Origin of the sequence: Micrococcus lacusdianchii (genome assembly GCF_023155805.1) — a bacterium.
In the GTDB taxonomy this organism is placed as follows: Bacteria; Actinomycetota; Actinomycetes; order Actinomycetales; family Micrococcaceae; genus Micrococcus; species Micrococcus lacusdianchii.
Genome location: NZ_JAKNUW010000036.1, coordinates 1 through 6,245, shown reverse-complemented (window position 1 = coordinate 6,245; position 6,245 = coordinate 1). Strand labels below are relative to the sequence as shown.

The 6,245-nt window shown below is 65.1% G+C and carries 5 protein-coding genes and 2 pseudogenes; 2 read left to right on the top strand and 5 right to left on the bottom strand.

Annotated features, from left to right (window positions below; all coding sequences use genetic code 11):
* The coding region (locus MA879_RS12030) for a transposase (protein ID WP_248126807.1) at nucleotides 1-288 on the top strand (288 nt) is incomplete at its 5' end.
* Here the strand turns inward: MA879_RS12030 and MA879_RS12720 are convergent.
* Together MA879_RS12720 and MA879_RS12020 are read right to left on the bottom strand one after the other, a co-directional pair.
* Nucleotides 218-787 (bottom strand): phosphotransferase, encoded by a 570-nt coding sequence (locus MA879_RS12720; protein WP_418001257.1) that lies wholly within the window; start codon nucleotides 785-787, stop codon nucleotides 218-220. The genes MA879_RS12030 and MA879_RS12720 overlap by 71 nt on opposite strands.
* Before the next feature lie 102 nt (nucleotides 788-889).
* Nucleotides 890-1,816 (bottom strand): annotated as a pseudogene (locus tag MA879_RS12020) (IS5 family transposase).
* Between the two features lie 231 nt (nucleotides 1,817-2,047).
* Here MA879_RS12020 and MA879_RS12015 point away from each other — a divergent pair.
* Nucleotides 2,048-3,064 carry a CapA family protein gene (locus MA879_RS12015; protein ID WP_248126800.1) on the top strand — a complete coding sequence of 339 codons (1,017 nt, stop codon included), beginning with the start codon at nucleotides 2,048-2,050 and terminating at the stop codon, nucleotides 3,062-3,064.
* On the opposite strand, the gene MA879_RS12010 is transcribed toward MA879_RS12015, so the two are convergent.
* The 3 genes and pseudogenes from MA879_RS12010 to MA879_RS12000 form a co-directional block, all read right to left on the bottom strand.
* Nucleotides 3,012-3,353: a hypothetical protein gene (locus tag MA879_RS12010; protein ID WP_248126798.1), complete on the bottom strand. Its 342-nt coding sequence runs from the start codon at nucleotides 3,351-3,353 to the stop codon at nucleotides 3,012-3,014. The genes MA879_RS12015 and MA879_RS12010 overlap by 53 nt on opposite strands.
* A 72-nt stretch (nucleotides 3,354-3,425) precedes the next feature.
* A protein-coding gene (locus tag MA879_RS12005; RefSeq protein ID WP_248126795.1) for an IS3 family transposase occupies nucleotides 3,426-4,591 on the bottom strand; the annotation gives its coding sequence in 2 pieces (ribosomal slippage) (nucleotides 3,426-4,315 and nucleotides 4,315-4,591; 1,167 coding nt in all).
* 424 nt (nucleotides 4,592-5,015) lie between these two features.
* Nucleotides 5,016-5,904, bottom strand: a pseudogene (locus tag MA879_RS12000) (IS5 family transposase).
* Nucleotides 5,905-6,245 lie beyond the last annotated feature (341 nt).

Here is a 6,245-nt window from a genome sequence, read left to right as displayed (position 1 = left end):
TCCCGGGCGATCCGCACCCACCTACGTGCCCGTGGGATCAAAGCGGTCATCCCTGAACCGGCCGACCAGCAGGGCCACCGCAGACGGCGCGGTGCCCGCGGCGGGCGCCCCGTCAGCCTCGACGCGGACGCCTACAAGGGCCGCAATGTCATCGAGCGTCAGTACGCTCACCTGAAGCAGTGGCGGGGTCTGGCGACCCGGTATGACAAGTACGCGATCATCTACAGGGCCGCTGTGGTCCTGAATGCTGTGCTCGCATGGTCCAAACGATTGTCAGACATGCCCTAGCTGCATCTTCTGCGCCGAGGACGCGGGGTAGCTGCTCTCTGAAAGCTGCAAGATCGGCGTCGACGTCGTCGCGCGTTGCTTCTGGCCACGAATATGTCCGTAGCCCGCCGACAATGCCAGTTCGGACTTGAGTCGCGTGGAGCCGCCCAAGCAGATCACCGAGCGCGGCGACGTCGTCGCCAGCCGCGTAGGGGCGCCCTTCGATGAAGGGATACACGACGTACCAGTCCTCGCCAATGGCCTGGGGATTGGGTACGTCGAGACCTATCGGAGCAACCACAGGGAAACCATTCGCCATCAGCATGCGAGTCCACACCGCCATACCTTCGGCTCGTTCGCGGGCCTCCGCCGTCTTCTTCACAACAACGTCTCGGGCCTCCGTGTGACCGCGCGGGATGACGCGCGCCCGGTAGACCGGCGACCAAGGGGACAGCGATTCCTCGACAATGTCGACAAGACCAAACGCGTGGGCAAGGTCAGATACGGGATGCTCATGCATAAACTCAGCCTAACGTGAAGTAGGTCACAAACATACTGGGGCCCTTGTGGATGTCCACGCCCAAGATGTCATGACCTGTTTAGTTCAACTGCGTCGAACCAGCTAGGGCGTGTCTGACAATCGTTTCGACCACGTCAGGACCGCGTTCAACACCACGGCGGCGCGGTAGAGGATCCCGTACTTGTCATACCTGGTTGTCAGTCCCCGTCACTGCTTGAGGTGGGCGTACTGGCGCTCGATCACGTTCCGCCCCTTGTAGGTCTCCGCGTCGAGGCCGACGGGGCGTCCGCCGCGGGAACCACGACGCCGGCGGTGGCCTTGGCTGGTCTGCCGGCTCGGGGATGACGGCCTTGATCCCTCGGGAGCGCAGGTGCGTGCGGATCGGGCGGGAGGAGTACGCCTTGTCGCCGAAAACCGCCTCCGGGCGGGTCCGGGGCCGGCCCGTCGGCCGGCCTACGCGCAGCTGGCCCAGCAGGGGCAGCAGCATCGGGGAGTCGCCGGCTTGGCCAGGGGTGGTCAGGCTGGACAGTGGCGGCCCGGCCCCGTCGACGGGCTGGTGGATCTTCGTGCTCAGCCCGCCCCGGGAGCGGCCGATGCCGTGGTCGACAGACTCCTCACGCGAATTCGTGTAGCTCGATCCAGCCCCGAAGTGTGGCGCCTGGTGTTCGTGGCGTGCTGGTGGGTGCGGGCGGTCGTGGAGTCCACTTCAAACAGACCAGTCCTCCAGCGCCTGGGAGTCAGCGGCCGCGGGGTGCTTGACCAAGACCATGTCCCAGGTGCCCTCGGCGGCCATGCGCCGGCGTCGGGCCCACACCTTCTTGCCCAGACACGAATTCCCCGGGCAGATCCCGCCACGGGACGGGTAGGTGATGCCCCAACCATCGTGGGGGCGTCCGCGAGAGGCCGGTCTCGCCGGCCGGTCCGGGTCGGGAGCATCGGGGCGGTCAGTTCCCACTGGGCGTCGGAGAGCAGCTGGAAGTGGGATACGCCCTCCAAGTCCCAGCCCGCCCCTTGTGTGTTGTCAGCCATACCATCGGTCATATGCACCCCCACCGCTCAGCTACTGCTACCTGTGCCGCGTTCGCTTCAATTCTTTTGATTTCAGCTACCGCCACCTCGTGCTCGGTTCCTGAGTCCGGCCCGTCGTCGGTCAGTCCTTCCCCTGCGGTCTCGACGTCTTCGGCCAGTTCCTCCGTCGCCGCCGCGGATCCGGGGAGCCCAGCAGCTGACCGTTCCCCAGGGCCACCGCGGACGGTGTCCGTGAACACCTCAGGGGATCTTCTGTGGAACCCGGCACTCTTCGAGGCGGCGCGCACTGACAAGGGGTTCGACTTCCGGCCGTTGCTGGCATCGGTTCGACCCTTCGTGGAGGAGGCCGACCTCGCCATCTGTCATCAAGAAGTCCCCTTGGCAGAGCTGGGCGGGCCGTACTCCGGGTGGCCGCGATTCCGTGCTCCACAGGAGACGGTCGACGCGATCGCCGCAACCGGCTTCGACGTGTGCACGACCGCCTCGAACCACTCGGTCGACTACGGGCGGGAAGGCCTGGATCGGACGCTCGAAGTTCTCCACCGCCATGGCATCGGCACCTCCGGGACTTCCGCGACGCGCGCCGAAGACGATGAGCCGGACCTGTTCACCACGGATGACGGTGTGGTCATCGGCCTCGTCTCGCAAACTTTCAGCACGAACCAGATTCCCGTCCCTCAGGGACGCGAGTGGTCTGTAGACCTCCTGGATCCGGACAAGGCGATTGCCGATGCACGGGCCGCACGCGAAGCGGGAGCGGACATCGTGATATTCCACATGCACGCAGGTGAGGAGTATGTGCATGAGCCCAACAAGGATCAGCAGTGGATGGCCCAGAAGGTCACGGCCTCCGGCGAGTTCGACCTCGTCATCGGACAGCATCCCCACTGGGTGCAGCCCATAGCGAAGGTAAACGACACGTGGGTGGTGTACAGCACCGGAAACCTCATTGCCGCCATGCCGGGTAAGCGTCCGGGAACCCACGACGGGGCGATGGTCGACGTCGAGTTCGCAGAGGGCCCAGAGGGCGACTTTTCAGCGAAAACGGTCACATGGGCCCCGACGTACATCACCGATGCGAAGAACGACCCGACCGGGCGGCCTCGGGTTCTGCTCATTCCCGACGAGCTTGAGGACGCCGACCCCGCGCTACGCAAGCGTCTCAACGCCTCAGCTGCCAGGACCCGGGAGGTGATCACATCCGGCAACGCCCCTGGCCTATCAGAACGGACCGGGTCGTCTGGATGATGCGACTCAGGAGCGGGAGAACCGCACCCACCAGCAGTCGCCCCAGCCGCGGCCCGTGTGCCGTCGGGTCAGCGGCGGTGAGCCCGGCGACGACGTTGAGCGGCACCGCGTCCCTGGTCGATTCCTGTTCCTCCGCGAGGAGCGCGCGCACCAGCGTCGCGCTGTATGCGCCATCCCGCCCGGTCAGCACCTCGACGGCCGCGAGGCTACCGCCGAGGTAGCGGGGATCCAGCTCCTGCTCGGTGACCGCGCCGCGGACCTCCGGGGCGGTCGAGGGGCCCGAGGTCATGATCGATCGGGACTGCTGAAGGTTCGGTTGACACTTTGACCTGACCTATGGCCTGGTTTCCACTCTCGATCACTAGCTTCCGGTGGTTGCGAGTGCCTGCGGGGTGCGGGCGAGGTCGTAGTCGTTCGGTGTCGCGTACTCGAGTGAGGAGTGTCGGCGGTGGCGGTTGTAGAACACCTCGATGTACTCGAAGATCGCGTTCGCGAGTTCGATCCGGGTCTTCCACTTCTTCCGGTTCAGCAGCTCGATCTGCATGCTCGACCAGAACGATTCCATCATCGCATTGTCCAGGCCATCTCCCACGGTCCCGAACGAGGGCAGCAGGCCCGCGGAGCGGATCTTCTGCGTGAAGACCCAGGAGGTGAACTGGACTCCGTGGTCTGCGTGCACGATCCCTCCAGGATCTGGCTGGCGTGCTCGAATGGCCATGTCCAGGGCGTTGACGACCAGGGTGGAGTCCTGCTTGGAGTCGATGGCCCAGCCAATGATTTTGCGGCTGCAAGCGTCCAGGACCGCGGCGCAGTAGACCTTGCCTTCGCGGGTGGGATGCTCGGTGATGTCGGTGACCCACAGTTCGTTGAGTTCGAGGCGATGGAATTTCCGGTTCACCAGGTCGTCTGCGGTGGCGACTCCCTTGAGGCGCTTGATGCGGGCCGGCCCAGGGAGTCCTCCGATCCCCGCGCGGGTCATGAGGACCCAGACGAGTCGGCTCGAGCAGGGAATTTTCATGCCCATGGTGAGCTCTGCGTGGATCCGGCGGTAGCCGTATGTGCCACGAGAGGCGATGTGGATCTCGCGGATCAGTCCAGTCAGCCAGCGTCGGCGGAGCTCGGTGGCGCTGGTGGGACGCTTCCGGTAGCGGTAGTAGCCCTGGCGAGAGACGCCCAGAAGGCGGCAGCAGGTGTGCACTGGAGCTCCGGCGTCGACGAGTCTGTCGATCACCGGGTGCGCCCTTTTGGGTCCACTCCTCCCTCCTCGTCGAGCCATGTCGCAGCGCGGCGGAGGATCGCGATCTCCTGCTCGAGCTGCCGGACGCGACCGCGAGCCGCGCGGAGTTCGGCAGACTCGCGACTGCTGAGTCCAGACCGGCGGCCGTGGTCGATGTCGTCCTGTCGGAGCCAGGTGTGGAGGGTGACCTCGTGGATACCGAGGGCCTGCGCGGTCTGCTTGACCTGTCGGCCTTCGCGGACCAGAGCGATGGCCCGGGCACGGAACTCTGGAGGGTACGGGCGGGGCATGGGATGAGCCTTCCATGAAGACCATCGGCTAGCGACGTCAACTGGAAACCGACCCATAGGTCAGGTCAAGATGTCACCTATCGGTGCGGCAGTCCCAAGACAGTTACGCGACCGTAGGTTCACGGTTCTCACTAGGGCCCGAAGTTACCCTTTTGTGACACATCTGCCGCACTGGGTATACCCCAGCGAGACGTTCCGATGAAGGAGTTCGCACGCTGGCTAGATGTGTCGCTGTCTTCCGCTTGTCTCGAAACCGGGTCACTAGTTCGAATCGCTTACTCGGAGTGTTCGTCAGTCTCCGACGGGACTGATGCACGAGTATGTGTCAGCTTGACCTGCCCGCGCATCAGCCCCCCTGCGGAGTCCGTATGGCACTCGGGTTCGTGGACGCCGGGAAGGCCAGTTATCCGGCTAGGGCACGTCTCTAAAGCAGGTGGTTGAGCCACTGGATCGTGGCTCTCAGAACAGTTCCAGCTCGGTAGGTCAGGGCGAGTTTGTCGTAGCGGGTGGCCAACCCGCGCTACTGCTTGAAGTTGCTGTAGCCACGCTCGACGACGTTACGGCCGCGGTAGGCCTCGACGTCCAGGCCGACGGGCCGGCCCCCGCGCGACCCGCGGTTGCGACGGTGTTTCTGCTGGTCACTTGGTTCAGGGATCACACACTTGATGCCGCGGCGGCGGAGTGTGGAACGGATGGCGCGGGAGGAGTAGGCCTTGTCGCCGCGCAGCATGTCCGGTCGGTTGCGGGGCCGACCGGGCCCGGCCCGACCTACCGACAGTGCATCCAGCAGCGGGCCAAACATCGGTGAGTCACCGGCCTGGCCGGGACCGCAGAGGATCACCAGCGGCAGGCCGTGGCCGTCGACGAGCTGATGGATCTTCGTCGACAGCCCGCCGCGGGAGCGGCCGAGCGCGTGATCAGGAGGTTCGGAGCGGAGATTCTTGTAGTTCCACAGTGCCCCCCGTGGTGCGCTCAAAGTTCGTCCCGTGCTGGTGAGCACGGCAGATCGTGGAGTCGACCGCGACCGACCAATCCCGTTTCCCCTCGGCATCAGCACGGACCAGCAGGGCGTCAAGGACCTGGTCCCAGATGCCGTCCTCGGCCCAAGCCCGGTGGCGTTTCCACACCGTCTGCCAGGGCCCGAACTCCTCGGGGAGGTCTCGCCAGGCGATCCCGCAGCGGTATCGGTAGATGATGCCCTCGATCTCCTGGCGATGGTCCCGCCTCGGACGACCTGACCAGGGCTTTTGAGCGGGCAGTAGAGGCTGGATAGTCTCCCACTGGGCGTCGGACAACACACTTCGTCGACTCATCCATCCAGAATCACGCACGACTGCGCACGAGCTTAGGAGACATGCCCTAGCTGCAGCCAGCGCGCCGCCCGACAGCCTGTCGGTCGCCTCAGGCGACACCAAGACGGGTCATCTGCGCGCCACCTCACCGGCTGGCTGCGTGGCGGCGCGCAGTGTGGTGAGCCCCATGTTGCTTTGACGCCTTGACACCACCGATGTCACTTGGACCTATGACGGCGCTTGACCCCTGATCTTGGACACGCTGATTCCAGCACGATGATGGGGAAGCGAGAATCCAAGGGATGGCTAGGAAGAACTACACGGACGAGTTCCGGCAGCGGGCGGTGGACTTGTACGAGTCG